25 protein-coding genes, 1 pseudogene and 1 riboswitch are annotated in these 26,329 nt (G+C 65.6%); of the genes and pseudogenes, 7 read left to right on the forward strand and 19 right to left on the reverse strand.

The window, feature by feature from the left end; all coding sequences use genetic code 11:
* Positions 1-11 precede the first annotated feature (11 nt).
* The 17 genes and pseudogenes from bluB to BM408_RS06375 form a co-directional block, all read right to left on the reverse strand.
* A complete protein-coding gene (gene bluB / locus BM408_RS06295) occupies positions 12-740 on the reverse strand; it encodes a 5,6-dimethylbenzimidazole synthase (RefSeq protein WP_371326992.1) in 729 nt (242 codons plus the stop codon).
* Positions 737-1,561: a CbtA family protein gene (locus BM408_RS06300; protein ID WP_092128031.1), complete on the reverse strand. Its 825-nt coding sequence runs from the start codon at positions 1,559-1,561 to the stop codon at positions 737-739. Before BM408_RS06300 ends, bluB begins: the two co-directional genes overlap by 4 nt.
* Before the next feature lie 28 nt (positions 1,562-1,589).
* Positions 1,590-1,781: a CbtB domain-containing protein gene (locus tag BM408_RS06305; RefSeq protein WP_092128033.1), complete on the reverse strand. Its 192-nt coding sequence runs from the start codon at positions 1,779-1,781 to the stop codon at positions 1,590-1,592.
* Positions 1,782-1,836: 55 nt separating this feature from the next.
* Positions 1,837-2,241, reverse strand: a complete 405-nt coding sequence (locus BM408_RS06310) for a DUF1636 family protein (protein ID WP_092128035.1) — start codon at positions 2,239-2,241, stop codon at positions 1,837-1,839.
* A gap of 24 nt (positions 2,242-2,265) precedes the next feature.
* Positions 2,266-2,868 carry a vWA domain-containing protein gene (locus tag BM408_RS06315; RefSeq protein WP_254774723.1) on the reverse strand — a complete coding sequence of 201 codons (603 nt, stop codon included), beginning with the start codon at positions 2,866-2,868 and terminating at the stop codon, positions 2,266-2,268.
* Between the two features lie 65 nt (positions 2,869-2,933).
* On the reverse strand, positions 2,934-4,010 hold the full coding sequence (locus tag BM408_RS06320; RefSeq protein WP_092128533.1) for an ATP-binding protein: 1,077 nt from the start codon (positions 4,008-4,010) through the stop codon (positions 2,934-2,936).
* Between the two features lie 8 nt (positions 4,011-4,018).
* Positions 4,019-7,837 (reverse strand): cobaltochelatase subunit CobN, encoded by a 3,819-nt coding sequence (cobN, locus tag BM408_RS06325; protein ID WP_092128039.1) that lies wholly within the window; start codon positions 7,835-7,837, stop codon positions 4,019-4,021.
* Positions 7,838-7,853: 16 nt separating this feature from the next.
* Positions 7,854-8,915, reverse strand: a complete 1,062-nt coding sequence (gene cobW / locus BM408_RS06330; RefSeq protein ID WP_092128041.1) for a cobalamin biosynthesis protein CobW — start codon at positions 8,913-8,915, stop codon at positions 7,854-7,856.
* A gap of 32 nt (positions 8,916-8,947) precedes the next feature.
* Positions 8,948-9,811, reverse strand: coding sequence for an ABC transporter substrate-binding protein (locus BM408_RS06335; RefSeq protein ID WP_254774724.1), 864 nt, complete (start codon positions 9,809-9,811; stop codon positions 8,948-8,950).
* Between the two features lie 4 nt (positions 9,812-9,815).
* Positions 9,816-10,385 (reverse strand): cob(I)yrinic acid a,c-diamide adenosyltransferase, encoded by a 570-nt coding sequence (gene cobO / locus BM408_RS06340; protein ID WP_092128537.1) that lies wholly within the window; start codon positions 10,383-10,385, stop codon positions 9,816-9,818.
* Between the two features lie 24 nt (positions 10,386-10,409).
* Positions 10,410-11,207 (reverse strand): annotated as a pseudogene (locus BM408_RS06345) (ABC transporter ATP-binding protein); the annotation flags it as partial.
* On the reverse strand, positions 11,204-12,286 hold the full coding sequence (locus BM408_RS06350) for a FecCD family ABC transporter permease (protein ID WP_092128043.1): 1,083 nt from the start codon (positions 12,284-12,286) through the stop codon (positions 11,204-11,206). The gene BM408_RS06350 and the pseudogene BM408_RS06345, both read right to left, overlap by 4 nt.
* Positions 12,283-13,155, reverse strand: coding sequence for an ABC transporter substrate-binding protein (locus BM408_RS06355; protein ID WP_092128045.1), 873 nt, complete (start codon positions 13,153-13,155; stop codon positions 12,283-12,285). Before BM408_RS06355 ends, BM408_RS06350 begins: the two co-directional genes overlap by 4 nt.
* A complete protein-coding gene (locus BM408_RS06360; RefSeq protein WP_092128048.1) occupies positions 13,152-13,736 on the reverse strand; it encodes a bifunctional adenosylcobinamide kinase/adenosylcobinamide-phosphate guanylyltransferase in 585 nt (194 codons plus the stop codon). Before BM408_RS06360 ends, BM408_RS06355 begins: the two co-directional genes overlap by 4 nt.
* Positions 13,733-14,581, reverse strand: coding sequence for an ABC transporter substrate-binding protein (locus tag BM408_RS06365; protein WP_092128052.1), 849 nt, complete (start codon positions 14,579-14,581; stop codon positions 13,733-13,735). Before BM408_RS06365 ends, BM408_RS06360 begins: the two co-directional genes overlap by 4 nt.
* Complete coding sequence (locus tag BM408_RS06370) at positions 14,578-15,918, reverse strand: cobyrinate a,c-diamide synthase (RefSeq protein WP_092128054.1); 1,341 nt, start codon at positions 15,916-15,918, stop codon at positions 14,578-14,580. Before BM408_RS06370 ends, BM408_RS06365 begins: the two co-directional genes overlap by 4 nt.
* Before the next feature lie 16 nt (positions 15,919-15,934).
* Positions 15,935-17,815, reverse strand: coding sequence for a TonB-dependent receptor domain-containing protein (locus BM408_RS06375; RefSeq protein WP_092128056.1), 1,881 nt, complete (start codon positions 17,813-17,815; stop codon positions 15,935-15,937).
* A gap of 85 nt (positions 17,816-17,900) precedes the next feature.
* Positions 17,901-18,196: riboswitch (cobalamin riboswitch) on the reverse strand.
* 46 nt (positions 18,197-18,242) lie between these two features.
* Here BM408_RS06375 and zapB point away from each other — a divergent pair.
* The 3 genes from zapB (at position 18,243) to BM408_RS06390 (ending at position 19,972) form a co-directional block, all read left to right on the forward strand.
* Positions 18,243-18,479, forward strand: coding sequence for a cell division protein ZapB (gene zapB / locus BM408_RS06380; protein ID WP_092128057.1), 237 nt, complete (start codon positions 18,243-18,245; stop codon positions 18,477-18,479).
* Positions 18,476-18,811 carry a cell division protein ZapA gene (locus BM408_RS06385; RefSeq protein ID WP_092128059.1) on the forward strand — a complete coding sequence of 112 codons (336 nt, stop codon included), beginning with the start codon at positions 18,476-18,478 and terminating at the stop codon, positions 18,809-18,811. Before zapB ends, BM408_RS06385 begins: the two co-directional genes overlap by 4 nt.
* A gap of 360 nt (positions 18,812-19,171) precedes the next feature.
* A complete protein-coding gene (locus BM408_RS06390) occupies positions 19,172-19,972 on the forward strand; it encodes a sulfite exporter TauE/SafE family protein (RefSeq protein WP_092128061.1) in 801 nt (266 codons plus the stop codon).
* 19 nt (positions 19,973-19,991) lie between these two features.
* On the opposite strand, the gene BM408_RS06395 is transcribed toward BM408_RS06390, so the two are convergent.
* A complete protein-coding gene (locus tag BM408_RS06395) occupies positions 19,992-20,951 on the reverse strand; it encodes a LysR family transcriptional regulator (RefSeq protein ID WP_092128063.1) in 960 nt (319 codons plus the stop codon).
* Positions 20,952-21,059: 108 nt separating this feature from the next.
* Positions 21,060-21,971 carry a LysR family transcriptional regulator gene (locus BM408_RS06400; protein WP_092128065.1) on the reverse strand — a complete coding sequence of 304 codons (912 nt, stop codon included), beginning with the start codon at positions 21,969-21,971 and terminating at the stop codon, positions 21,060-21,062.
* 146 nt (positions 21,972-22,117) lie between these two features.
* Here BM408_RS06400 and gcl point away from each other — a divergent pair, with 146 nt between their 5' ends.
* From gcl to BM408_RS06420, 4 genes are all read left to right on the forward strand, one after another.
* The gene (gene gcl, locus BM408_RS06405; RefSeq protein WP_092128067.1) at positions 22,118-23,914 is read left to right on the forward strand and encodes a glyoxylate carboligase; all 1,797 of its coding nucleotides are present in this window, start codon (positions 22,118-22,120) and stop codon (positions 23,912-23,914) included.
* A gap of 47 nt (positions 23,915-23,961) precedes the next feature.
* Positions 23,962-24,759 carry a hydroxypyruvate isomerase gene (hyi, locus tag BM408_RS06410; protein ID WP_092128069.1) on the forward strand — a complete coding sequence of 266 codons (798 nt, stop codon included), beginning with the start codon at positions 23,962-23,964 and terminating at the stop codon, positions 24,757-24,759.
* Between the two features lie 28 nt (positions 24,760-24,787).
* Entirely contained in the window at positions 24,788-25,720 is a 933-nt protein-coding gene (gene glxR / locus BM408_RS06415; protein WP_092128071.1) for a 2-hydroxy-3-oxopropionate reductase, read from the forward strand.
* A 234-nt stretch (positions 25,721-25,954) separates the two neighbouring features.
* Positions 25,955-26,323 carry an HAD family hydrolase gene (locus BM408_RS06420; RefSeq protein WP_175541709.1) on the forward strand — a complete coding sequence of 123 codons (369 nt, stop codon included), beginning with the start codon at positions 25,955-25,957 and terminating at the stop codon, positions 26,321-26,323.
* The last annotated feature ends 6 nt before the right edge of the window (positions 26,324-26,329 follow it).

Genomic DNA, 26,329 nt, shown 5'->3' on the forward strand with positions numbered 1-26,329 from the left:
TCACCAGCACGTCAGCCGGCCTCTGGGCCAGGCTCACCAGGCGCGCCCCAGTGGTCTTCAAACACCATGTCGGCCAGTGGCGCGCGGCGCGCCCACTTCTCGGCCTGCAACATGGGCTGGTCGTAAAAGGCGGCTACCGGCCCCAGGCACAGCACGGCGATGGGCTTGCTGCCTTCCGGCATCTGCAGCAGCGCGGCCAGTTGCTGCGGGTCGAAAATCGAGACCCAGCCCATCCCCAGGCCTTCAGCACGCGCCGCGAGCCAGAGGTTCTGAATGGCGCAGGCCGCCGAGGCCACATCCATCTCAGGCAAAGTGCGCCGGCCAAACACATGCTGCTCACGGCCCGGCGGCAAGGCCACGACCAGCACTTCGGCTGCATCAAGCACACCCTGCACCTTGAGTTTCATGAACTCGTCTTCACGCTCGCCCAGCGCCTGGGCGGTCAGCACCCGCTCCTGCTCTATGAGCGCGTGAACCCCTTCGCGCAAGGGCCGGCTGCGCACGCGGATAAAACGCCAGGGCTGCATAAAGCCCACGCTGGGCGCATGGTGCGCGGCCGACAGCAGGCGCTGCAGCACATCGTCAGCCACCGCGCCGCCGCTGAAGTGGCGCATGTCGCGCCGCTCAAAGATGGCGCGGTACACCGCCTGCTGCTCAGCGTCGCTGAAAGCGTGGCTGGGCGCAGCCGCATCGGCCGGGCCCGCCACAGCGGCGCAGACCACCCCCGTCACACCACTCACTGAGGAGCTTGCACGGCGCCCGCGACGGGCGCCTCTGAACGCTGCAGCACCGCCAGCAATGCCGGGCGCACCCAGCGCTGGAAGGCCCATCCGCCCGCCAGGCCCATGCAGACCCAGAACGACAGCGACACCCAGGTCGTAGCCCAGATGAACTGCGTGCCCAGCTGGCGCAGGGCCGTCTGGGCCTCGCCGCTGAAACCGGCCAGAGGGTCTGTCGCAATGTGGGGTGCGCCTACAACATAAGGCACGGCCAGCCAGGCCGCAGCGGCGGCCCAGCGCCAGGGATTGCGCAGCATGGCCAGCGACCCGCAGGCCAGCGCCGCACTGGCGGCCGCCAGAACCCACCAGCCCTGGCGTGAGCCCAGGCGGGCGGCATCCATGCCGGGGATTTCCGCATGCAGGCCCAGCGAAGGCCAGAAGTGAAAAGTCAGCCAGCCCGCCGCGGCCACCCAGGCGGCCAGCGTCAGGGAGCGCAGGTTGCTGCCGCGCGCAAGGCTAAAGCCCATCACCACAAACACCAGCAGCGCCATGCTGAAAGCGTGCAGGACGTTGGCCACCCAGGTCCAGAAAATGCGCTCCGCGCCATCGGCCGGCTCCCATTCCTTGGCAGCCTCGCCCGCATGGGTATGCGCGGCGCCATCGGTATGCGTATGGGCGGCGGCAGGCGCAGCCGCCGCAGCGGGAGCTTCCACCTTCTGGCTTTCATACACCTCTGCGGCCAGGATGATGGGCACGGCCTGCAGCTGCTGCACGCCCGACTGCACGCTACCCACGACCACGGCCACCGCCAGGGCGGCCCAGATCAATCGTTGAAAAATCATGGCTGTTCTCCAGTGAAGTGCGCTGCGATCAGTGGCAGGGTTTGACGGTCACATGGCGCGCGTCATGCGCGGCGTTGTGCGCCAGCGGGCTCTCCGCAAAGGCCACGCCGTACAGCACGACGAAGCCCAGCACGGCGGCGCCGAGCAGCGGGCGCAGCACGGCCTGGGCGGGGTTAAGGGCATGAGAAGGGCTGTGGGCCAGCGTTGTCGGTTCAGTCATGGCGATCTCCTTGGGTTGGTGGGTGAATAAAAAGAAACATAGTGAGTTTGGGCCCTTATGTCGAGGCCTGTCCATTCAAGCCTATGGGGGGCAGCCGGGCAAGGATGCCGGCGCGCAGGCGCTCGGGCCGCGTATTGCGCATCAGGTTGCCGTCGGCGCTCTGCCGGTGCAGCTGCGCGCAGGCAATTACCTGGGCGGCCGTTTCGGCATCAGGCGCGAGGTCGCCAAAGTAATAGCTGAATTTACCCTGGGCCTGCAGGGTCACCGTGCAGGCGCGGGAGCAGCCGCTCATGCAGGCCAGGCCGCGAAGCTTCAGGCCCTTGTGCAGCCCGGTGTCCAGTTCGCACACCAGCAGCGCGTCCTGCACGGCCTCAAACAGGGCCAACCCGTCGGCGGGCAGCTCGCGCGATGCGCCCTGCGGGCGGCAGGTGGTGCAGACAATGATTTCGGTATCGGACATAACTACGTTGTGCGGTTCGGTGAATCAGGCCAGTGCCAGACGGTGTTCTGCGCGCCAGCGCGCGGCCCAGACGGCACAGCGGCCCAGGTTCTTTTTCGGATCATCAAAGTCAACGATCACCAGATGCTGCGCGGCCAAGGGGGCTTGCGGCTGCTCCAGCGTACGGCCATCGGTCAGCAGCCATAGCCAGCATTCCACGGGGCCGCCTACACGCAGGCTGTGCTGCAGCAAGCGGTCGGCCTGGGCCAGCGCCGCAGCCAGCGGCGTGCCGCCACCGCCGCCCACAGGGCGCAGGCGCTGGCTCGCGGCGGCGCGCGCACGGCCTGGCGGCAACAGCAGCTCTACGCCCTGGCCGCCGAAGCTCAGCAGCGCCACATCGTCACCCTGCCTCGCGGCCTGCTCGATCATGAAAGCCGCATGGCCTTTGGCCAGCGCCAAACGGCCGCGCTGGCGCATGGAGCCCGAGGTGTCGAGCACGATGCAATGCAGGCGGCCAGTGCGCAGCGCCACGGGCTGGCGGCGCAGGTGCTCACGCTGCAGCGGGGCCGGCCCCTTGGCCACAACGGTGGGAAGCCAGGCAATCGCGCTGCCGCGCTGCCGTGCATGGTGCGCCGCGGCACTTGCCAAAAGGGTGTGAGGTGGAGGCCACCGCCAGCTGCCGGGCCCGTTGCGCGGGCGGCGGCTGGGGTGGCCTAGGCTTTTTTTGGCGGCCACCCTGCCATGGCGCGGACCTTGGTAGTACCTTCGGGCTGGGCAGGCAGCGCGCCCCAGTCGCCTTGGGGCGCCGGCTGCGCGGACGCGGCAGGCGGCTGGTCTTGCAGGCCTTCTGGATTGTTTCTGGATGGAGGCGATGACTTGTTGTTTCCCTGCGCTTGGGCTGCACTGCCCTCGGGCCGGCGGTGCGCCAGCGCCAGCTCGGCCACCGCGTCCACATCGTCCACCGTGACTTCGCTGCGCCCTTGCAGCGCGGCCAAGGCACGCGCGGCACGCAGCATCACCAGGTCGGCACGCATGCCATCCACACCGGCAGCGATCGCGCAGGCCGCTGCATGGTTGAGCACCGCGTCCGGCCAGGTCAGGTGCGGCAATGCAGCGCGGGCCGCCACCAGGGCGGCACTCAACGCAGCCTGTTCTTTGGCATGTTGCGCGGCCAGGGCGCCGGGATTTTCATCAAAGCCCAGGCGCGCGCGCAAGATCGCGGTGCGCTGCGCGGCATCCACCGGATTGGCCAGCACCAGCGAGAGGCCGAAACGGTCCAGCAGTTGCGGGCGCAGCTCGCCCTCTTCCGGGTTCATGGTGCCGACCAGCACAAAGCGGGCAGCGTGCTGCTGCGAAATGCCGTCACGCTCCACGGTGTTAACGCCGCTGGCAGCCACGTCCAGCAAGGCATCCACCAATGCGTCGGGCAGCAGGTTGACCTCGTCCACATACAGCACGCCGTTGTGGGCGCGCGCCAGCAGGCCGGGCGCCAGGCGCACCTGGCCGTCGCGCAGCACGTCTTCCACATTCAGCGTGCCTACCAGTTGCTCCAGGCTGGCCGCCAGCGGCAAGGTCATAAACGGCGCGCCGGGCAGCAGCGCGGCCAGCGCGCGGGCCGCGGTGGACTTGGCCGTGCCCCGCGGGCCGCTGATCAGCACACCGCCAATGCCGGGGTCGATGGCGGCCAGTTGCAAGGCAAGCCGCAGCTGCGGCTGGCCCACCAGCGCGGTAAACGGAAAGGCCGCGCGCGTGGCGGGCTCAACAGGCATGGTGAGTTCAGGAATGCTCATGGGAGTGCTCATATCAAAGGTCCTTCTCCGTGCTCTTCAAGCCGGCGCTCCAGCGCCAGCAAATGCTCTTCAATGCGCTCGCGGTGGTCGCCCGGCGCCTCCCACAGGCCGCGCTGCATGGCTTCGAGCAGGCGCTCGCCAATGCTGCGCAGGGCCCCGGGGTTGTGCTGCTGCAAAAACGCGCGGTTGGTGTCGTCATGCAGGTAGGCCTCGGCCACCAGCGCGTACTGGTGGTCGCCCACCACACCGGTGGTGGCGTCAAACGCAAACAGGTAGTCCACCGTAGCCGCCATCTCAAACGCGCCCTTGTAGCCGTGACGGCGCACGCCCTCCAGCCACTTGGGGTTGACGGCGCGCGAACGCACCACGCGCGCCACTTCTTCGCCCAGCGTGCGGATGCGTGGTGCGCCCGGCACGCTGAAGTCGCCGTGGTACAGCGCTGCCGGCGCACCGGCGAGGTGGTCGACCGCCACCGCCATGCCGCCCTGAAACTGGTAGTAGTCGTCGGAATCGAGTACGTCGTGCTCGCGGTTGTCCTGGTTGTGCAGCACCGCGTCCAGGCCGGCCAGGCGCTGCTCAAAGCTGCCGCGTGCCGCCACGCCATGCTCGCCCTGGCCGTAGGCAAAGGCGCCGGCGCGCAGATAAGCCTGGGCCAGGTCGGCGCCGTCGCTCCAGCGGCCGCTGGCCATGACTTCCTGCAAGCCGGCGCCATAACCGCCGGGTCGCGGGCCAAATACGCGCCAGGTGGCTTCGCGCTGGGCCGCCTCGGCGTCAAGCCCCTTGGCCTGCGCCTCGGCTGCTTCACGCTGCACCCGTGCGCGGATGGGGTTCACGTCATCCGGCTCATCCTCTTCGCTGATCGCGGCCACCGCACGCACGGCGGTGTCAAACAGGTCAATCACATTGGGAAAGGCATCTCGGAAGAAGCCCGACACGCGCAGGGTCACGTCCACCCGGGGCCGGTTTCTGATGGCCATGGGCAGCACCTCAATGTCCACCACCCGGCTGCTGCCGTCGGCCCATTTGGGCCGCACACCCAGCAAGGCAAAGGCCTGGGCGATGTCTTCGCCGCCGGTGCGCATGGTGCTGGTGCCCCAGACCGACAGGCCCAGGCAGCGCAGCATCTCGCCATGGTCCTGCAGGTGGCGCTCGATCACGCGCTCGGCGGCGGCGGCGCCCATGGCGTAGGCGGTCTGAGTGGGCACGGCGCGTGTGTCCACCGAATAAAAATTGCGGCCCGTGGGCAGCACATCGGGCCTGCCGCGCGACGGCGCGCCGCTGGGGCCTGCCGGCACAAACTTGCCCGACAAGCCGCGCAGGCACTGCGCAATCTCTTGCGGGCCGCAGGCGTCCAGGCGCGGGCGCAGCACCTGGCGCATGCGTTGCAGCACGGGGGCGGTGTGCGGCCATATAGCGGCATCCCATGGCTCACCGGCCACCACATGGTCCGCGACCAGTTGCCGGGCCAACAGCTCGAGCCGTTCCCGTGTATGGCCGGCATGGCGCCAGGCTTCGGTGCTCACGGCCTGCAACACCGCCGGGTAGGGGCCATTCCACGGCGCGGCCCATTCCGGGCTCAGTGCGCTGAAGCCGTCCACACCGTCCAGTTGCAGATCCTGCGCCAGGGCCACCAGCAGGCTTCGCTGCCCGGCCGCCGTGCCGCCGGGAAAGCGCGCCAGCGCCACCAGCGTGTCGATCTGCTGGCGGCCCTGCGGCGAGCTGCCCAGAATGTGCAGGCCGTCGCGGATTTGCGATTCCTTGATCTCGCACAGGTAGGCGTCCAGCCGCTGCAGCAGCGCGTTGCGTGCGGCCTCGTCGGCAGGCCTGGCAAAGCCCAACTCGGCATGCAGGCCTTCGCTGAGCACACGCTCCAGAATGTCACCGCGCAGGCGATGTGCACGGCGTGGGTCCAGCGACAGGGCTTCGTAGTACTCGTCCATCTGCCGCTCCAGCTTTTGCAGCGGGCCGTAGGTCTCTGCGCGGGTCAGGGCCGGCATCAGGTGGTCGATGATGACGGCCTGTGTGCGGCGTTTGGCCTGGCTGCCCTCACCGGGGTCGTTGACGATAAACGGGTACAGGTGCGGCAAGGGGCCCAGGATGGCGTCGGGCCAGCAGGCCGCGCCCAGCGCCACGCTTTTGCCGGGCAGCCATTCGAGGTTGCCGTGCTTGCCCACATGCACCACCGCATCCACCGCAAAGGTGCGGCGCAGCCAGAAGTAAAACGCCAGGTAGTTGTGCGTGGGCACCAGATCGGCATCGTGGTAAGTGGCCACCAGATCCAGGTCGCGGCCACGCGCCGGCTGTATGCCCACAAACACATTGCCATACATCTGGCCGGACACCATGAAACGGCCGCTGCGCACCATGGGGTCGAGTTCAGGTACGCCCCACAGCGCATTGACGGCGTCGCGGCTCGCGGCGTCCAGGCGGTTGAAATCTTCCAGGTAGTCGGCCATGGCCAGGCTCTGGCCTGCGGGCCTGGCGTCGTTGGCGTCCAGGTTGTTGGTGACGCCGGCCACCAGTCCAGCGATCAGCGCATCGCCGCTTACCGGCAAGGCACCGGTGGCATAGCCCGCATCTCGCATGGCGCGCAGCAGGGCCACGGTGGAGGCCGGCGTATCCAGACCCACACCATTGGCCAGGCGCGCATCGTCATTCGGGTAGTTGGCCAGGATCAGCGCCACGCGCTTGCCGGTATTGGGTTTGCTGCTCAGCACGCACCAGCGGCGCGCCAGCTCAGCCACAAAGGCCATGCGCTCGGGCTCGGGCTGGTAGCGCACCACGTCCACCTCGGTGCGCTCATCGCGCCAGGCCAGGCCCTTGAAGCTGATGGCGCGGGTGCCAATGCGGCCATCCACCTCGGGCAGCACCACCTGCATCGCCAGGTCGCGCGGCGCCAGGCCATGCGGGTCGGCTTGCCATTGCTCTTGCGAGCAGCCGGCGGTAATGAGTTGCAGCACCGGGGCGTCGCCGGCCAGTGGGTCCATCTGCGTGCCTTCCACGCTATCGACGTCATCACCGTCCAGCGCGGTCATCGCGAAGCTGGTGGCGTTAAGCACCACACCCACCTGGTGCTGCGCGGCCAGCGACTGCAGCAGCGCCAGGCTGGCGGGGTTCTTCAGCGAGTCCACGGCCACAGCCACGGTATTGAGGCCCGCATTGCTGAGCGCGCTCAGCATGGCGTCAAACACCGCCGTGTTGCCGGCCTGCAGATGGGCGCGGTAGAACACCAGCAACGCTGCGGGTGCACCGGCTTGCCATGGGCGGGTTTCCTGCGGCTGGTAGACCATGGCCGGCGGCAAGGCCGAAGGCTGCGCGGGGCGCGGGCCCAAACCAAAGGCGGAATGGCCAATCAACTCAAAGAAGGTGCGCGCGTTGTCACGGCCGCCTTCACGCAGGCAGCGCCAGAGCTGGCGGCAATCTTCATGCGGGGCGGTGCTGCGCATCAGCAGTTGCAGGTCTTCGCTGGCATCACCCGAAAACAGGGCCAGCCATTGGCCACGTTCGCGGGCCAGCTCGCGCACGCGCTCCACCACATAAGCCCAATCACTGGCAGCCCCAAGGTGATCGATGACGACCACGCGCGCATGCCGCAGCACGTCGTCGACATACATGTCTGCCGAGGCGGGCTGGCGCAGCCACATCAGGTTGGCCAGGCGCACCGTGGGAAAGCCGGCTCCCAACTCGCCGGCCGCATCGGCCAGCAGTGACAGCGTGGTGTCGGCCGCGCTGAGCACCACAATATCGCCCGGCGTTTGCTCCACGCGCACCACACCCTGGCCACCGTCTTCAACGTGGCCTCCGGGGCGGGTGGAGAGCAAATGCATGGCGTGTTCTTTATCGTTATGCCGTGACAGGTGCTGCCAGCGCGGCGCTGAGTTCGGCCTGCAACACCGCGGCATTGAGTTCGGAGCCGATCAGCACCAGGCGCGATTGCCGGGTTTCACCGTCGCGCCAGGCGCGGTCAAAGTAGCTGTCAAAGCGCGTACCCACGCCCTGCACCACCAGGCGCATGGCGGCGCCGGGCAAGGCCACAAAACCCTTGGCGCGGTAGATCTCGTGGCGTTCCACCACACCGCGCAGCGCGGCCAGCAGCGCGTCGCGGCTGGTCACGTCCAGCGCCACCTGCACCGAGTCAAAGGCGTCGTGGTCGTGGTCTTCTTCCTCGTCGTGGTGGGTCTTGCGCTGGTCGATCACGTCTTCCACCGCGCGCTCCAGGCCAAGCAACACGCCGATGTCGATGCGGCCATGCTGCGCATGCACCAGCTTCACGCCGGGTGCGGTTTCTACGCGAATGGCGGCTTCCACATCAGTCAGCTGGGCGGCAGTCAAACCGTCGGTTTTGTGCACCACCACCAGGTCGGCCGTGGCGAGCTGGTCTTCAAACAGCTCATGCAGCGGCGACTCGTGGTCCAGGTTGTCGTCGGCGCGGCGCTGAGCATCGACGGCCACCGGGTCGTCGGCGAAGTCTCCGGCCGCAACGGCGGGCGCGTCCACCACGGTCACCACCGCATCCACCGTGAAGGTGTTGCGCAGCGCGGGCCACTGAAAAGCCTGCACCAGCGGCTTGGGCAGGGCCAGGCCGGAGGTCTCGATGATCAGATGGTCGATCTGGTCGCGGCGGGCGGCCAGCTTTTCCATCACCGGGGCAAACTCTTCCTGCACGGTGCAGCACAGGCAGCCGTTGGCCAGTTCGTAGAGCTGGCCATTTTCTTCGCCGTTCTCATCACAGCCGATGCCGCAGCCGCGCAGCAGTTCACCGTCGATGCCGAGCTCGCCAAACTCGTTGACGATGACGGCGATGCGGCGGCCTTGCGCGTTGGTCAGCAGGTGGCGCAAGAGCGTGGTCTTGCCGCTGCCCAGAAAGCCGGTGACGATGGTGGCGGGGATTTTTCGGGTTTGCATGGTGTGGTTCTCGAAGTAAAACTGAAAACTGATTAACGGGGTGGCAGTGCGCTCAGGCACTCGACCAGCATCTGGGCGGCCTCGCCCAGGCGCGGGCCGGGGCGAGACAATAAATCCATGCGCTCGGTATCCAGCAGGCATAGCTGCTGGCGGCGCACCGCGGGCAACGCGCTCCAGCCGGGGCGCTCTGCCACGTTGGCCAGGGTGGCGCGCGGGCCGATGATGATGTCGGGCGGGCGGCGCAGCAGCAACTCGGGGTTGACTCTGGGGAACAGGCCCAGCTCGCCGCTCACGACATTGACCAGGCCCAGCCTGGCCACTGTTTCGCCAATAAAGCTTTTTTCACTGGCCGCCGACGACCCCGCCCCTACTTCCACATAGACGGTACGCCCGCGCAAAGCGGCGGGCATGCGGGCGGCTGCGGCGTCCATTTCCGCGTCAATGCGGGCCACCAGCTCGGCGGCGCGGGCCGGCTCGCCCAGAGTGTCGCCCAGCTTCAGCAGCATGCGCTTCAGATCGGCGTGGGTCCGGGCATCAAAGGTCATCACAGGCACGCCCAGCGCCTGCAGGCGTTCACCCGCACGGCTGCGCGGGCCCAGCAAGACCATGTTGGGGCGCAGGGTGACGATGCGTTCGATCTGTGCGTCTTCCAGGCCGCCCACCTTGGGCAGCACTTGCACGGAGCCGGGCCAGGTGGAGTGGCGGTCGGTGCCGACCAACTGGGCGCAACGGCCGAGTGCGCACACGGCTTCGGTCAGCGAAGGCGACAGCGTGACGATGCGTGACACGGGCTGAATGCCCTGCGCCATTGCAAAACTCGAAAACAATCCGAGTGCCGCCATCGAAGGCACCGAAGGCAGCATGCGCAATGCCGAATGGGAAGCGGAAGAAAACAAGGTTTTAGTCCTCAATGCCGCGTTGGGCGGGAACACCGGCTTTGAAATGGTGCTTGATCAGAGTCATCTCCGTTACCGTATCAGCCAGCTCCACCAGCTCATTCGGCGCATTGCGCCCGGTCAACACCACATGCACATGCGGCGGGCGTTCGCGCAGGCAGGTGAGTATGGCTTCCAGCGGAATCCAGCCGTAGCGCAGCGGGTACATGATTTCGTCCAGCACCACCATGAAGTGCTCGCCGGCGCGTATGGTGGCTTCGGCCTTGGCCCAGCCGTCCAGCGCCAGCTGGGCCGAGTGGTCCAGGTCGCGGCTCTTCCAGCTGAAGCCGTCGCCCAGGCCTTCAATGGGAATGCCAAGCTGCTCAAACAAGCGGTGCTCGCCAAAACGCGCGGTGGGCACTTTCATGAACTGGTAGACCTTGACGGCCTTGCCCCGGCCATGGGCACGCAAGGCCAGGCCAAAGGCCGCGGTGCTCTTGCCTTTGCCGTGGCCGGTGTTGATCATGATCAGGCCGCGGCGCTCAGCCGTGGGAACGACACGTTCGTAATCGACGGGTGGGGTTTCAATTTGCATGGGGGCCTTCTTTGCAGGAGTGTTGACTTTGGGCAGCGCGATCCACTGCCCTTGCAAGGGGTGGACGGCAAGGCGTCCGTCAAAGACGTCTTCCAGGGCGCGGTGGGTGGCCAGGTCGGCGCAGGCGCCCTGGTGGGTGACGCGGCCTGCCGCCATCACCACCATGGTGTCGGCCTGCAGCGCCATGGTGATCTCGTGCAGCACGCTGACCACGGTCTTGCCCTCAGCCACCAGCGCGCGCACCACGTCCAGCCAGTCGGCCTGGTGCGGCGGGTCCAGGTTGGCCAGGGGTTCATCCATCAGCAGCACCTGGGCCTGCACCGCGAGCGCCCGGGCCAGCAGCACACGCTGGCGCTCGCCGCCCGACAGTTGCCCCAGGGCGCGCTGGCGCCAGTCCCAGGCACGGGTGGCGCGCAGGGCCTGCTCCACGGCCGCATGGTCGGCCGCGCTGGGTGGCGCCAGCCAGGCCTGGTGCGGCAGGCGGCCGAGCATGGCCACGTCCCACACAGTCAGATCATCGGCCGAGGTTTCGTTCTGGCCCAGCCAGGCCAGCTGGCGGGCGCGCTCACGGTGCGGCAGGTCTTGCATCGGCTGACCCAGCAAGGTGACCTGGCCGCTGTGCGGCAGCACACCGGCCAGCGCCCTGAGCAGGGTGGATTTGCCCGCGCCGTTGGGGCCGACGATGCTGGTCCAGCGTGCGGCGGCAATGTCGAGGCTGATGTCATGAAGCACGGCTTGTTTTTGCAAGCCATGGCCGAGGCTGGCCGCAATGGACTGTGCGCCAATCGCGATGGAAGCGGTGGAGTTCAAGTCCTTGCTCATGCCGCACGCCCTCCGCCCAGGCTGCTGCTGCGGTGCATCAGCCACAGCAGGTAGCCGCCGCCCAGCACCGCGGTGAGCATGCCCACGGGCAGCTCCTGCGGGGCAATCAACCAGCGCGCCAGCGTGTCAGCGGCCATCAGCAGCACGCCACCCATCAGGCTGGAGAGCAGCATCAGGTGGGCGTGCGTGGTCTTGACCACCGAGCGCACCAGGTGCGGTGCGGCCAGGCCCACAAAGGCGATCAGCCCGGTTTGCGCCACTGCGGTGCCCGTGGCCATTGCCAGCACCGCCACCAGTGCGGCGCGCATGGGCGCCACCGGCAGGCCCAGGCTGATGGCCGTGGCGTCGCCCAGGCTCAGGCCATCAAGCACACGCGCCAGCAGCCACGCCGCCAGCACGCACACGGCCCAGACGCCGGCCATCAGCACGCAGGAAGTCCAGCCGACAAAGGCGGTCGAGCCCAGCATGAAGGCCTGCATGGCCTGCAGCGATTCGGGTGAGAACAGCAGCACCAGATGCGTCATGGCGCCCAACACCACGCCCACCACCACGCCGGCCAGCAGCAGGCGCAGGGTGTGGCCCACGCCGCGCGACAGCACCAGCGTGAGCATCACCGCCAGCACGGCGCCCAGAAACGCCGCGCCCGTCAGGCCCAGGCGCACCCAGAGAGCGCTGGAAAACACGCTGACAGCCACGCCACCATTCATCATGTTGCCGCCGCCCAGCATGCCCGCCCCACCACCCAAGGCGGCCAGCGCCAGGGCCACACCCAGTGAAGCCCCTGACGCGCTGCCCAGCAAATACGGGTCGGCCAGGGGGTTGCGAAACAGGCCTTGCGCCACCGCACCGGCCAGGCCCAGCAAGGCGCCGGCGGCCCAGGCCCCCAGGGTGCGCGGCAGGCGGATTTGCCAGACGATTTGCTGCGCCATCGCGGTTTGCGGCGGATCCAGCGTTGGGTTGAGCAGCGGGCCGATCAGATTCTCCAGCCCGGCGCTGCCCACACAAATGCCCAGCACGACCAGGGCCAGCGCGCCCAGCACACCGGCCCACACCAGCCACCAAACGCGGGCCTGCATCATGGCTTGGCTCCCGGTGCTTTGCCGGCTAAACAATTGGCCATCAGGCGCGCGGCCTCGGCCATGCGCGGCCCCGGGCGCACCAGCACATTGGCTTCTTCCGTCGGAAAGATGCAGACGCGTTGTTCACGCAGTGCGCGAATGCTCTGCCAGCCGGGCCGGGCCTGCAAGCCGTCGGCGCTGCGCTGGCCGACCATGATCAGGTCGGGGTTGGCGCGAACGATGAACTCCGGGTTGAGCTTGGGAAAGGGCCCGAGCTTGGCCGGTACGATGTTTTTCACGCCCAGGCGCGTCAGCGTTTCGCCGATAAAGGACGCCTCGCCGGCCGCATACGGCCCCTGGTTGACCTCAAAGTAGACGCGCGTGCCGCGCACACTTGGCGGCAGCGACTGGGCTGCGGCCGAAACGCCGGCGTCAATCGAGCGCCAGATGCGTGCGGCATCGCGCACTTCCAGCAACTGACCCAACTTGAGCATCACACGCTGCACATCGGCGTGGCTACGGGGCTCCAGCGCCACCACCTTGATGCCCAGCGCCTGCAGCCGGTCGGCCGCGCGCGACGAGGTGGCCAGCAGCACCACATCGGGTTTGAGCGCCACCATGCCTTCGATGTTGGGGTCCAGCCCGCCGCCGACCTGGGGCAGCTTTTGCACACTGGCCGGGAAGTTGGAATAGCGGTCCACACCAACCAGGCGCTGGCACTGGCCCAGCTCGCACACCGTTTCAGTCAGCGAAGGCAGCAGGCTGATGATGCGCTGCGGCGCCTGGGGCAGCGTGACGGTCACGCCGCGGTCGTCGGTGATCTGCAAGGCTCGGGCCGGCACCGATATAGCCAGGCACAGCAGCAGAAAGAGAAAGGCAATACGGTTCACGAAGGCGCTTTCAGGGTGAGCGGCAAACCGGCCGCCATGAGAGTCACGCGCGCACAGGCGCCGGCCGCCTGCTGGTTCAGTTGGCCCAGGGCATCCACAAAGGAGCGGGTTTCACGGCCTAGGGGAATCACGCCCAGGCCGATCTCGTTACCGACCAGCACCAGCGGCCCCGGGGCGGAGCCGATGGCGCTCACAAGCAGGCCCGCCTGTTCCCACGCTGTCCTGGCGGGCTCTTCGAGCTCCAGGCCGGGCGCGGGCATCAGCAGATTGGTGAGCCACAGCGTCAGGCAATCGACAACCACCAGGGTATCGGGCGCGCTGTGCCGCACCAGGGCCTCGGCCAGCGCCAGCGGCTCTTCCACCGTGGTCATGCCGGGCAGGCGTTCGGCCCTGTCTTGCTGGTGGCGCCGGATGCGTTCGCGCATTTCCTCGTCCCAGGGCCGGGCCGTGGCGATCATCACTGCCCGGTGCTGCGGGGATTGCGCCAGCCACAGCTGCGCCACTTGCTCGGCGCGGCGCGACTTGCCGCTTCTCTGGCCGCCGAGGATGAGTTCGCTGCGGGCAATCGTCATCGTGTTCATGCCTGGAACGCTCCGGCCTGGTCAGAGTCCATCCACTGCAGGATGATCTGGTGCATCCCGGCCACGCCATCGGTCAGTGCGGCGGGGCCGGGCTGCAGGATGTCGGGAGACTTGATTTCAAACAATTGCTGGTTGCGCACCGCGTTGACGGCATCCCAGCCTTCACGCGCCACCACGTTCTCAGGCCGGAACTTCTTGCCGCACCAGGAGCCCAGAATGAGGTCCGGGTTGCGGCGGACGATCTCAGCGCCGTCGGCAATGATGCGGTTCTTGCCCAGCGACTCGGCGGCGAGTTCCGGAAAACAATCGTCACCCCCCGCGATGCCGATCAGCTCCGACACCCAGCGGATCGCGCTGATGTGGGGGCTGTCCCACTCCTCAAAAAAGACCTTGGGGCGCCTCGCACCGCCGGCGACCCTGGCTGCGACGGCCGCTTGCATCGCACGCAGATCGGCCTGCATTTGGGCAATGCGCTGCGCGCCCTGCTCCGCCTGGCCCACCATGGCGGCCAATTGGTAGAGCATGGAGAAAATCTCGGCCACGCTGCGCTGGTTAAAGATCGTGACTTGCACACCGCGCTTGACCAGGTCCGATGCAATATCGGCCTGCAGGTCCGAAAAACCCAGCACGCAGTCGGGCTGCAACTCCATGATCTTCTCGATCTTCGCGCTCAGGAAGGCGCTGACGCGCGGCTTCTCGTCACGCGCACGTTTGGGCCGCACGGTGTAGCCCGAGATGCCGACGATGCGCCGCTCCTGGCCCAGCAGATAAAGCCACTCGGTGGTCTCTTCTGTCAGGCAGACGATGCGCTGCGGGCCGGGCTGGTAGTGCAGCAGATCCGTCATGCCGCCACCTCCGCAGGTGCGCTGAACAGCTCCGCCACCGCTTCGGGGCAGGATGGAAACCAGGCGTGAAAGTAGCTGGCGCGCACCGCACCATGCTGCCACACGGCCTCGCCTGCATCCGGCGCGGGCAAGGTGTCGGGTCTGGAGGTGCGGGCCACGGGCTGCAAGGGCGTGGCCGTGGTGGAGTAATGGAAGGTGTGGCCGCGAACGGTGCCGCTGGCCAGCTGCAACTGCTGCGGGCCCAGGCCGGCCAGCAGCTTTTGCATGGTCACCTCGCCGCGCAGCACACCCCATTGCGCATGCCGCTGGCCATCGAGCGTGACCAGCGTGTCAAACAATGCCATCATGCCGCCGCACTCGGCCCACACCGGTTTGCCTGCGGCAATGTGTGCAGCCAGGCTGTCCCGCAAGGCAGTGTTGCCCGCGATGGTCTGCGCGTGAAGCTCGGGATAGCCACCGGGAATCCACAGCGCGTCGCACGGGGGTACAGCCGCATCGGCCAGCGGCGAGAAAAACACCAGCTCGGCCCCCAGCGCACGCAAGGTGTCCAGGTTGGCGGCGTAGATAAAGCAGAAAGCGGCATCGCGCGCAATGGCGATTGTTTTTCCCTGAAGCACCGGCACCACAGGCGCAGAAACTTCAGGAGCCGTAAAGTTCACCGCCCAGCGCTGCAAGTCGTCCAGGCTCATCTGGCCCAGCGCCGTGTCGGCCAGCGCATCGGCCGCGGCATCCAGCCTCTCCATGGCATCGGTCACTTCGCCTGCCACCGTCAGGCCCAGATGGCGCTTGGGCAGGCTCATGGCGGCATTGCGCAGTACAGCGCCCAGCCACTGGTCCGGCGCCACACTGGCCTGCAGCATGCCCGCATGGCGCACGTTGGCCACGCGATTGGCCAGCACCCCGGCCCAGGGCATGTGGGGGCGATAGTGCTGCAGGCCAAAGGCCAGCGCGCCAAAAGTTGCCACCATGCCCGACGCATCCACCACGGCCAGCACCGGCAAGCCAAAGCGCTGGGCCAGGTCTGCCGCGCTGGGCTCGCCGTCAAACAGGCCCATCACGCCTTCCACAATAATCAGGTCCGCCTCCTGCGCCGCGGCATGCAGGCGGGCGCTGCAATCGGCCTGGCCGGTCATCCACAGGTCCATCTGGTATACCGGCGCGCCGCTGGCCAGGGCGTGCCAGCACGGGTCCAGAAAATCAGGCCCGCATTTAAAAACGCGCACGCGCCGCCCCTGCCGGGCGTGCAGCCGCGCCAGCGCGCACGCGACCGTGGTCTTGCCCTGGCCGGAGGCCGGGGCAGCGATAAGGATGGCGGGGCAGCGGGAGGGCTTTGTCACCTGGAGGGTTTTCCCATTAAAGAGGCGCCCATGTCAACCCAACATACAGGGCGCGCCGGGCCATCGCATAAGTGCCGGCGGTCTCGTAGGCCTTGTCGGTCAGGTTGTCCAGCTTGGCGGTGAACTTCCAGTCTTTGGAGAGTGCCGTCGACGCGCTGAAATTGACCAGCCCATAACCCGGCAGGATGGTGGTGTTGGCGGCGGTGTCAAACCGCTTGGCCGACAGCAGCACGTCGGCGCCCAGTGTCCAGCCGGCCAGCTGGATGTCGACACCTACCGTAGCATGCCGGCGCGCGCGGCGCGCCAGTTGCTTGTTCAGCACGACGTCCCGCGGGTTCTGAATATCCAGCGATCCATACAGGCGGTAGGCGCCCAGCTTCTCGGCGGCGGTGAAGGTGACGCCCTCGTACTGAGCCTTGGCCGTGTTGGAATAGCAGCCGTTCGCGGGCACCGGGCAGCCTGCGGCGCCTGCGCCCGACAGGAAGGTCAGGAGGTTGGTCAGCTTGTTCCGGTAGGCCACCACACCGAATTCACTGCTGCCTTCGGCGTACTTGAGGCCGATTTCGGTGTTGCGGCCGGACTCGGGCTTGAGGCCTGCCACGCCAAACTGGCTAAAGCGCTGGTACAGCGTCGGCACGCGGTATGAAGTGCCTGCGCTGGCGGAGACCTTCCACGCCGGTGTGACGGCAAAGGCATAAGCTGCCGAGCCGGTGGTCTTGCCGCCGAACTCGCTGTCGTTGTCGTTGCGGATATTGAGCTGCACGGTGTGCGCCGCTTGCGACCAGGCGTAACCCAGGCCCACGCCTGTCTGCGACTTGCTGCGGTCCACGCGGGGCGCGCTGGTCAGCCGGAACTCGTCCCGGCGCTGCTCGAGCGTGGCGCTCAGCAGGTGGGCGCCGATCTTGTATTCGTTCTGCCAGAGGATGCTGGCAATCTTTGTCTGGTCCACAGAGCGGTCAATAACTTCTTCGCCCTTGTCGGTGCCGTGGCTCAGTGCAATCCTGGTGCTGTAGTTCTCCGTCCATTTGGAGTCCAGTTGCAGGCCCAGGGTTTGCAGCTTGCTGATCCGGCGGTAGTCGCGCACCAGCGGCAGGGGCGTGCTGTCGTACTGCGCCTCCACCCGGCTTTGCAGGATGTTGGCCTCAATTCGGTGGTCGGCGTTGATCTGGAAACCCAGCCGGGCATTGGCGCTGGCGGCCTTGTAGCCGTCGGCATCCGGGTTTTGGGCGGGGACCACATTGGGCCGGATATTGAAGCCATCGCTGGCGCCCTGGGACACGCCGAACGAATAGTCGAATGCGTTGACCGAGCCGCTGGCGGAAACATCCAGGCGGTGGGTCTGGTAGGAGCCATACGTGAGCGCCACCACGGGCGCAAAAGGCCCCTCGCCTTTCTTCGTGAAAATCTGCACTACACCCGCTACCGCGTCGGATCCGTATACCGCGCTGGTCGGGCCGCGAACCACTTCAATGCGTTCAATCTGGGACAGCGGAATGGCGCTCCAGCCGGCGCCCCCGCTGGTGGTTTGCGAATCGATGCGCACGCCGTTGATCAGCACGGCCGTGTGGCGGCTCTCGCCGCCGCGTATCGATACGCCGGTGGTATTGCCGATGCCGCCGTTGCGGGTGATTTCAATGCCTGGCACGCGCGCCAGCACGTCGGCCACCCCTACAGCGCCGGCGCGCTCTATGGTTTCGCGGTCAATGATGGTGACGTCGGCCACCACATCTCCGACAGGGCGCGCGCTGCGCGTGGCGGTGACCATCATTTCCTTGAGCTGCGGCGTCGCGCCGGCAGTTTGGGACAAGGCGGGAGAAGCGGCGAAGAAAGCCAGGGGAAATGCGGCGGCAACGGCCAGCGGAAGCACGGCAAGGCGTGCGTGGGGAGCAGTTTTCATTGAAATCAGACAGTCAGCAAATTACCCTCACCGGCTTCCCCGCCAGTGCATGAGCGTTACAAACGCCCAAGCCCAAAGCCTGGACGTGCGCGTTCACCTTGTTGGCCGGTATCCGGGCTGACGGAACTGCCTTCATCGCCTTCCCAAACGCTTGTTCAAGGCGCTCAGTGGCTGATGATGAAAGCTGAACGGCTCCCTGGGGCCTCAAGGCCGGGAAAGCGCATTCGTCCGTTTTACCGTTGCGGGGGCAGCGCAGGCTGAAAGTCTGGGCGCCTGCGAATCAGGGTTGACCCGATATGCATGGCTTTGACTTGTCTCCTGCTTCCCGTTGAACTGCGGCGTGTGAACCACACTGCGAGCACCAACAGGGCAGATTCTACGCGGCCCTTCCCCACACACGGCCGCAAACCCTACAATGAGGCCTGCCATGGCGAACCAAACCCAAATCGACCAGATCGTCGAACGCGTTGAGCGGCTGTTGCTGCGCTACGAAGAACTGCAGCGCACCAACGCGCTGCTGGCGGAGCAGGTCAACGTTCTGACGAATGAACGCGATTCGCTCAAATCGCGCCTGGGCGCCGCCCGCGCCCGCGTGGATGCCCTTCTGGAGCGTCTGCCCGAAAGCAATGGCCACAGCAAAACCACCGTGGGAACCGAGTCATGAAGCAGCTCGAAGTGCAGATCATGGGCCAGAGCTATCTGCTGGGCTGCCCTGAAAACGGCGACGCCCGCATGCTGGACGCCGTCAACCGGGTCGATATGGCCATGTGCCGGATCCGCGACGCCGGGAAAATCAAGGCTCGCGACCGCATTGCCGTCCTGGCAGCGCTGAACCTGGCATTTGAGCTTCCCGAGCGCACGGCCAACGCTGCACCCGCGCCCCTTGCGGCACCCGTCGAAGTTGACGGCAGCGGTGCGCAAAAAGAACACCCACAGCTCACGACCTTGCTGCAGCGGCTGGATACGGCGCTGGGCATCGACGGCCGCCTGCTCTGAACATTCGGGCGCCGTCCCGCGTTTGTCCCGTCACTCTTCTTTACCGACGCGCAAGGCCGCAAAGGCCTACAATGAAGACGTCTGCGATGCGCACTGGGCTTTATATTTCCTTGAACCAATGCTCTTCGAGCACGGGCTTGGTAAATTGTCCGGCAGGTGTGATCGTCTCGCGTCAGACGAACCCGAAACCTGACTGCCCTCGCCCACCTGAACCCCGGTTCAGGATGACGGTCCGGTGGCACTCGCAGACACCTTTTCTTTCCAGCACTCCGGCTTGACCGTTCTTCATTCACCAAGCCGCGAACACAACACTTACAAGACGGCAGAGCCACGCTGCTCACGCCCGCAACCATCCATCCCATGTTTCTAGAGCCCCAACTCATTGCTGAACTTCTTGTGGTCGGGCTGTGCACCGGCTTTCTCGCCGGCCTGCTGGGCATAGGCGGGGGCATGATCATGGTGCCCTTCATCACCTTCATCCTGACGTCCAAAGGCTTCCCGCCGGAATACACCGTGAAGATCGCGGTCGCCACCTCGCTGGCCACCATCTGCTTTACCTCGCTGTCGTCGGTGCGCGCGCATCACCGGCGCGGCGCGGTGTTGTGGCCCATCGTGCGCCTGCTGGCGCCCGGCATCCTGGTGGGCTCGCTGCTAGGCGCGCAACTGGCGGTGGCCTTGCCGGGGAAAATCCTGAGCATTCTGTTTGCCGTCTTCGTGGCGTTCTCAGCCACCCAGATGTTCCTGGGCCGCAAACCCAAGCCCAGCCGCACCCTGCCCGGCCCTCTGGGCACCTTCAGCATGGGCGGCGTGATCGGCATGCTGTCTTCACTGGTCGGCGCGGGCGGCGCTTTTGTGTCGGTGCCCTTTATGACCTGGTGCAATGTGAAGATTCACGATGCCGTGGGCACCTCATCAGCGCTCGGCTTTCCGATTGCGTTGGCCGGAACGCTGGGCTACATCTGGGCCGGCCAGGATTTGCCGCAAATGCCGCCCGGCTCTTTGGGCTTCCTCTATTTGCCAGGGCTGGTGATCATCTCGCTGGCCAGCATCTGCACCGCGCCGCTGGGCGCACGCACAGCCCACCGCATGGATATCCAGCCGCTGAAGAAAGTCTTCGCGGTCGTTCTCTACATTCTGGCCGCGTACTTCCTTCTGCGCTGATCTAGATGGGCAGGGCAGCCTAGCGGCGGGCCGGTGTTGCCCGCTTCGATGCCGGCCTGGTGCGAATACCTATCGTCTGCTCGATCAAACCGCCGCCGTCACTCATCAAAAAATCCTTGAAGGCTTGCGCCACCGGCGTGAGGCGCTTGTTGCGGCGGTGCACGACATACCAGTGCAGCATCAGCGGAAAGCCCTGAACATCGAGCACAGTCAGGCTGCCGACCTGCAGTTCGCGGCTGATGGTGTGCGCCGATAAAAAGCTCACGCCCATACCGGCGATAACCGCCTGCTTGATGGTTTCCGTGCTTTTGATTTCCATCGCGATATTGAGCTCGGCCAGGTGGGCGCCAAAGCCCTCTTCCATCGAATTCCAGGTGTCGGAGCCCTTTTCACGCACCACAAAAGGCTCGCTCGCCAGGCGCGATAACGGGATGCGCTTTTTACTGGCCAGCGGGTGGTCGGGCGCGGCCACGACCACGTAGGGATGCGGCGCAAACGGCTCGCTCACGGTGTCCATGTCCAGCGGCGGGCGCACCATCACAGCCAGGTCTGTCAGGTTGTCGGTGAGCTGGTTAAGGAGCTCTTCGCGGTTGCACACGCCGAAGTCCAGGCTCACGCCCGAATGGCGCCGCGCAAATTCCACCAGCAAACGCGGAAAGAAATAATCGCCGGCGCTGATCACCGCGACATTCAGCTTGCCGCCGGAGATGCCCTTGAACTGCGCCATGGCTTCTTCCACCTCTTTGAACTGCTGGATGATGATGCGGCTGGAATGCAGCATCTCCACACCTGCAGGCGTGAGGTGGATTTTTTTGCCCAGCTGCTCAAACAGCGGAAGGCCGGCGTGATCCTCCAGTTTGTTGACCTGGATGGAAACCGCCGGCTGCGTCAGGTGCAGCTCTTCAGCGGCGCGCGAAAAGCTCAGGTTCCGGGCCACAGCCTCAAACACCTTGAGCTGGCGCAATGTTGCGTTCTTCATACCAAGCCTTCAATCCATAACTCTTGAATAATCCATAGTATCAAATGGTTTAGTAAAGAGTAATCATTGATTGGCAGCCAGCCCGCCGCAAGCGGCCTTGGCGGAAGGCTACTTCTTCTGGTCAGCCCACCAGGCCTCGCCGAACTGGCCCTGCAACCAGGCGACAAAACCGCTGACCTTTGCCGGCACCAGCTGGGGCGAAGGGTAAACCGCATGAATTTCCTGTGACGGCAGCGTCCAGTCCTCCAGCACAGGCATCAACGCGCCACTGCGTATCGACTCATGCGCCACATACTTGGGCAAGGCGGCCACCCCCATGCCGCCGCGCGCCGCCACCAGGAGTGCCGAGAGATTGTTCGAGCGCAAGGGCCCGCTGACCGAGACGGGAAGCGCATGGCCCTCAGCGCCGGTGAAATGCCAGCGCGCATCACCCTGCACCGTGCTGTAAACCAGCGCATCGTGCGCAACAAGGCCGGCCGGGTCGGCCGGTGCGCCGCGCTTTTTGATGTACTCGGGCGAAGCCACCACCACCCATGGGTTGATGCCGAGGTAACGCGCACCCAGCGTCGAGTCGGCCAGCGGCCCCATCCGGATCGCCACGTCAATGCCTTGTTCGACCAGGTTGACGTAACGATCTTCAAAGTTCAGCTCGATCTGCAGCTTGGGATGCAACTGCATGAAGCGCATGACGAGCGGCACCAGCACGCGCCGCCCGAAAGCCACTGAGGTGGTGATTCGCAGGCCGCCTTGCACCTGCGACTGCAGCAGCGCCGCCACGGTCTCAGCCTCTTCGACATGGTGTGCGATCAGCTTGCACTTGGCGTAATACAGCGCGCCTATCTCGGTGGGCGTCACGCCGCGCGTCGAGCGGTGTAGCAGCCGCGAGCCGAGTTGCTTTTCCAGTTGCACCACCAGTTTGGTGGCCGAGGGCTGGCCCATGCCCATGTCGGCCGCGGCCTTGCTGAAAGAGCCGAGGTCAACCACGCGAATGAAAAGCCGGATGGCTTGAATGCGGTCCATGGCCGCAAGTAGACCACGGCGCCACGAGTGCGGCAACTATTTATTCCAGTTTGGAATAAGCGTAATGCACGGCGCAGGGATTCCCCGGAACAGCCAAGGCCACGACCATCAGCCCAACGTTCAACAACCCCTTAGAGGAGACTTCGATGGCAAAAATGAAGGCCGCCATGGCCGCCGTACTGGTAATGGAAAAAGAAGGCATCACCCAGGCCTTCGGTGTTCCGGGCGCGGCAATCAACCCGCTGTATTCGGCGCTGCGCGAGCGCCAATCCATCACTCACATCCTGGCGCGCCACGTCGAGGGCGCCTCCCACATGGCCGAGGGTTACACCCGTGCCGCGGCAGGCAACATCGGCGTGTGCATAGGCACCTCGGGCCCCGGTGGCACGGACATGATCACCGGCCTTTACTCGGCCAGCGCCGACAGCATTCCCATCCTCTGCATCACCGGCCAGGCGCCACGTGCACGGCTTTACAAAGAAGACTTCCAGGCGGTGGACATTGAATCGATCTCCAAACCAGTCACCAAATGGTCGTGCACGGTTCGCGAACCCGGCCAGGTCCCCCGCGCCTTTCAGCAAGCCTTTCACCTGATGCGTTCGGGCCGCCCCGGCCCGGTGTTGCTTGACCTCCCCTTCGACGTGCAGATGGCCGAAATCGAGTTCGACATCGACACCTACGAACCCCTGCCGGTCTACAAGCCCGCAGCCTCGCGCAAGCAGATCGAAAAAGCCCTGGACATGCTGGCAGCGGCCGAGCGCCCGCTGATCGTGGCCGGCGGCGGCATCATCAATGCCGACGCAAGCGACTTGCTGGTGGAGTTTGCCGAGCTGACCGGCGTGCCGGTCATTCCCACCCTGATGGGCTGGGGCACGATTGCCGACGACCACCCGCTGATGGCAGGCATGGTTGGCCTGCAGACCAGCCACCGCTATGGCAACGCGACCATGCTCGCCAGCGACTTTGTGCTGGGCATTGGCAACCGCTGGGCCAACCGCCACACAGGCTCGGTCGAGGTCTACACCAAGGGCCGGACGTTTGTGCACGTCGATATCGAGCCGACGCAGATCGGCCGGGTGTTCACGCCCGACTACGGCATCGTTTCCGACGCGAAAGCTGCGCTGGAGCACTTCGTGCAAATTGCCCGAGAGCGCAAGGCCGCCGGCCAGCTGCCGGACCGCAGCGACTGGGCTTACCGCTGCGCCGAACGCAAGCGCCTGATGCACCGCAAGACCCATTTCGACAATGTGCCGATCAAGCCGCAGCGCGTGTACGAAGAGATGAACAAGGCGTTTCCGCGCGACACCATTTACGTCAGCAACATCGGCCTGAGCCAGATCGCGGCCGGGCAATTCATGCAGATCTACGGCCCGCGCCAGTGGATCAACTGCGGCCAGGCCGGCCCACTCGGCTGGTCGATGCCGGCGGCACTTGGTGTGGTGGCCTCCGACCCTTCGCGCACCGTGGTGGCCATCACCGGCGACTATGACTTCCAGTTCCTGCTCGAAGAACTGGCGGTGGGTGCGCAGTTCCAGTTGCCTTATGTCCACGTGCTCGTCAACAACTCCTACCTCGGCCTGATCCGCCAGGCCCAGCGCGGCTTCGAGATGGACTACTGCGTGCAGCTGGCCTTTGACAACATCAACGTGCCTGACTCCGACGACAAACTGCGCAGCTATGGCGTGGACCATGTGGCGGTGGTGGAAGGCCTGGGTTGCAAGGCGCTGCGCGTCAAGCACCCCGATGAAATCCAGGGCGCACTACAGCAGGCGCGAGCGCTCGCCGCGGAGCACCGGGTGCCGGTGGTGGTGGAAATCATCCTCGAGAAGGTCACCAACATCGCCATGGGCACGGAGATCGACAAGGTCAACGAGTTCGAAGACATCGACTGCCGCCATCCCGAAGGCCTGCGCGGCCTGGAACTGGCCGGCCTGCTCGAGTAACGCGACCCGCCCTCACCTCACCCATCAACCCACACCGAAAGCACATCATGCCCCGCTTTGCAGCGAACCTGACCATGCTCTTTAACGAGGCGCCTTTCCTCGACCGCTTTGAACGCGCGGCGCAAGCCGGCTTTGAGGCTGTCGAATTTTTATTCCCGTATGCCTTCGACCCCAGCGAAATCCGGCAACGCCTGGAAGCCCATGACCTGAAGCTGGTATTGCACAACCTGCCCGCAGGCGACTGGGATGCGGGCGAGCGCGGCATCGCCTGCCTGCCCCGGCGCGTCGATGAATTCCGCGCCGGCGTGGTCAAAGCCGTGGACTATGCCAAGGCGCTGGGCGTCGGCCAGCTCAATTGCCTGGCCGGCAAGGCCCCGCCGGACATGGACGGCGCGCTGCTACGCCGGACCTTTATTGCCAACCTGCGCTACGCCGCCGCCGAGCTCAAAAAAGCGGGCCTCAAGCTGCTGATCGAGCCGATCAACACCTTTGACATTCCGGGCTTCTACCTGAACCGCACCGCGCAGGCGATCGAGATTCTGGACGAAGTCGGCGCGGACAACGCCTTTGTGCAGTACGACCTCTACCACGCACAGCGGATGGAGGGAGAGCTGGCCGCGACGCTGCAGAAATACCTGCACCGCATCGGCCACGTCCAATTGGCCGACAACCCGGGCCGCAATGAGCCGGGCACAGGTGAAATCAACTACAGCTTTCTGTTCGCCCATCTTGACCGCCTTGGCTACAAGGGCTGGGTCGGCTGCGAATACAAGCCCGCGACCACCACGGAAGCGGGACTGGGCTGGTGCTGCCAGCATCTGGCCGGCGAAGCGGCCGCAGTTTAAAAAAAGATAAAGAAGATAAAAGGACACCATGCAATCGTCTGCATTAAAAATCGGCTTCATTGGCTTGGGCATCATGGGCGCGCCCATGGCGGGCCACCTTATCCAGGCTGGGCACCAGCTGTTTGTCTACACCCTGGGCAAGATGCCGGAAGCGATCTCCGGCAGCAGCGCCACCCAGTGCATGAGCGCCCGCGGTGTGGCTGAACGCGCCGACATCATCTTCATCATGGTGCCCGACACACCTGATGTGGAAGCGGCCCTCTTCGGTGAAGCAGGTATCGCCGCCGGCCTCAAGGAGTCCGCAGGAAAGTCCGGAACAAGCTCGGGCAAGGTGGTCGTCGACATGAGTTCGATCTCGCCTATCGCCACCAAAGCCTTCGCACAGAAAATCAACGCCTTGGGCTGCGACTATCTTGATGCGCCGGTCTCCGGCGGCGAAGTCGGCGCCAAGAACGCGACGCTGTCCATCATGGTCGGCGGTGCGGAGGCGGTGTTTGAACGCGTCAGCCCGCTGTTCGCGTTGATGGGGAAAAACATCACGCTGGTCGGCGGCAATGGCGACGGCCAGACCGCCAAGGTCGCCAACCAGATCATCGTGGCGCTCACCATTGAAGCGGTTGCCGAAGCCCTGTTGTTTGCGTCCCGTGCCGGCGCCGACCCGGCGCGCGTGCGGCAGGCCTTGATGGGTGGCTTTGCGTCGTCCAAGATTCTCGAGGTGCACGGCGAACGCATGGTCAAGCGCAACTTCGAGCCGGGCTTTCGCATCGAGCTGCACCAGAAGGACCTGAACCTCGCTCTGTCTACCGCGCGCCAGCTGGGCATCTCGCTGCCCAACACGGCCACCGCGCAAGAGCTGTTCAACGCCTGCAGCGCGCACGGCGGCAAAGCCTGGGATCACTCCGCGATGGCGCGGGCGCTGGAGAAGATGGCCAACTTCGAGATCGGCCAGAAGCCCGGCTGAGCAAGCGCCAGCGCAAACCGCAATAGAAATCACTGACCGGATGAATGATCGAGAGCCTGAGTGCTCTCGATTTTCTTTCATCCAATGCATTAGTCATGAGTAATACATAGCATCAAATACTTTAACTATCATTAATCATTCTTTCTTTTTACAGTTGCCTCAAGCCCGCGCAAAAAACACCCATAGATGCCGGGCAGTGCCTCACGAGCGCCAACCCTTCAAAGGAGAACCCTCATGCTCAATACCTTGCTTGACAACACCGCCACCGACCTGGCCCGCCATGCCTACAACGCCGCGTTTGAAGAACTCGGCCTGAACTGGCATTGGGATGCCGCGACTTACGCGCGCCTGCAGGCCACCAGCCAGGGTACGGTGCGCACCTACCTCGAAACCGAGCAATCGCACCTGCTGCGTGCTTACGAAGCAGACTTCCTGGTGGAAGCCATTGAAGCCGCCAAAGCCCGTTGCCACGCCAGCATGGCCGCTAACAGGGCCACTCCGGCGCCATATACCGTCTGGTCCCATCAGCCGCTTGCACCGGCCAGCCGCGCGCCCCAAAACACCCCAGCACCCCGGTTCACCCCGAGTGCGCTGCATACGTGAAGGCCC

Origin of the sequence: Polaromonas sp. YR568 (genome assembly GCF_900116715.1) — a bacterium.
Classification (GTDB): Bacteria; Pseudomonadota; Gammaproteobacteria; order Burkholderiales; family Burkholderiaceae_C; genus Polaromonas.

Coding starts and splice junctions, on each gene's coding strand:
- BM408_RS06390 (WP_092128061.1), top strand. CDS start 19,172: ATGTTTCTAGAGCCCCAACTCATTGCTGAACTTCTTGTGGTCGGGCTG.
- BM408_RS06375 (WP_092128056.1), bottom strand. CDS start 17,815: ATGAAAACTGCTCCCCACGCACGCCTTGCCGTGCTTCCGCTGGCCGTT.
- BM408_RS06395 (WP_092128063.1), bottom strand. CDS start 20,951: ATGAAGAACGCAACATTGCGCCAGCTCAAGGTGTTTGAGGCTGTGGCC.
- BM408_RS06420 (WP_175541709.1), top strand. CDS start 25,955: ATGCTCAATACCTTGCTTGACAACACCGCCACCGACCTGGCCCGCCAT.
- glxR (WP_092128071.1), top strand. CDS start 24,788: ATGCAATCGTCTGCATTAAAAATCGGCTTCATTGGCTTGGGCATCATG.
- BM408_RS06310 (WP_092128035.1), bottom strand. CDS start 2,241: ATGTCCGATACCGAAATCATTGTCTGCACCACCTGCCGCCCGCAGGGC.
- BM408_RS06305 (WP_092128033.1), bottom strand. CDS start 1,781: ATGACTGAACCGACAACGCTGGCCCACAGCCCTTCTCATGCCCTTAAC.
- BM408_RS06385 (WP_092128059.1), top strand. CDS start 18,476: ATGAAGCAGCTCGAAGTGCAGATCATGGGCCAGAGCTATCTGCTGGGC.
- BM408_RS06300 (WP_092128031.1), bottom strand. CDS start 1,561: ATGATTTTTCAACGATTGATCTGGGCCGCCCTGGCGGTGGCCGTGGTC.
- BM408_RS06320 (WP_092128533.1), bottom strand. CDS start 4,010: ATGAGCATTCCTGAACTCACCATGCCTGTTGAGCCCGCCACGCGCGCG.
- cobN (WP_092128039.1), bottom strand. CDS start 7,837: ATGCATTTGCTCTCCACCCGCCCCGGAGGCCACGTTGAAGACGGTGGC.
- BM408_RS06400 (WP_092128065.1), bottom strand. CDS start 21,971: ATGGACCGCATTCAAGCCATCCGGCTTTTCATTCGCGTGGTTGACCTC.
- BM408_RS06365 (WP_092128052.1), bottom strand. CDS start 14,581: ATGACGGATCTGCTGCACTACCAGCCCGGCCCGCAGCGCATCGTCTGC.
- cobO (WP_092128537.1), bottom strand. CDS start 10,385: ATGCAAATTGAAACCCCACCCGTCGATTACGAACGTGTCGTTCCCACG.
- gcl (WP_092128067.1), top strand. CDS start 22,118: ATGGCAAAAATGAAGGCCGCCATGGCCGCCGTACTGGTAATGGAAAAA.
- zapB (WP_092128057.1), top strand. CDS start 18,243: ATGGCGAACCAAACCCAAATCGACCAGATCGTCGAACGCGTTGAGCGG.
- BM408_RS06360 (WP_092128048.1), bottom strand. CDS start 13,736: ATGAACACGATGACGATTGCCCGCAGCGAACTCATCCTCGGCGGCCAG.
- hyi (WP_092128069.1), top strand. CDS start 23,962: ATGCCCCGCTTTGCAGCGAACCTGACCATGCTCTTTAACGAGGCGCCT.
- cobW (WP_092128041.1), bottom strand. CDS start 8,915: ATGCAAACCCGAAAAATCCCCGCCACCATCGTCACCGGCTTTCTGGGC.
- BM408_RS06350 (WP_092128043.1), bottom strand. CDS start 12,286: ATGATGCAGGCCCGCGTTTGGTGGCTGGTGTGGGCCGGTGTGCTGGGC.